The organism is Monashia sp. HAY1-5C, from assembly GCF_056755255.1.
The window spans coordinates 1-258 of sequence record NZ_JBPGXG010000476.1; the positions used below are offsets into that span (position 1 = coordinate 1).

The window sequence follows — 258 nt, forward strand, 5'->3', positions numbered from 1 at the left end:
GCGCCGGGCATCCACCCCGATCGCACGCCGGACGACCGCGTCGACGAGGCGCACCGCAACGTCATCGCGAGCGTGCACGCGGGGCCCGACGTGGCATCCGCCCTCGCCGCAAGCGCCGTGACCGTCACCGGCACGTGGCAGACCTCGCGCGTGACGCACGCGCAGCTCGAGACGCACGGCTCGGTCGGCTGGCTCGACGACGAGGGGCGCCTGGTCGTCCGCTCGTCGACGCAGGTACCGTTCCTTGCGCGCGATCTC

At 74.0% G+C, this 258-nt stretch carries 1 protein-coding gene; it reads left to right on the forward strand.

From position 1 onward, the window contains the following. The coding region (locus tag ACR9ZK_RS22495) for a molybdopterin cofactor-binding domain-containing protein (protein WP_481344147.1) at nt 1-258 on the forward strand (258 nt) is incomplete at both ends.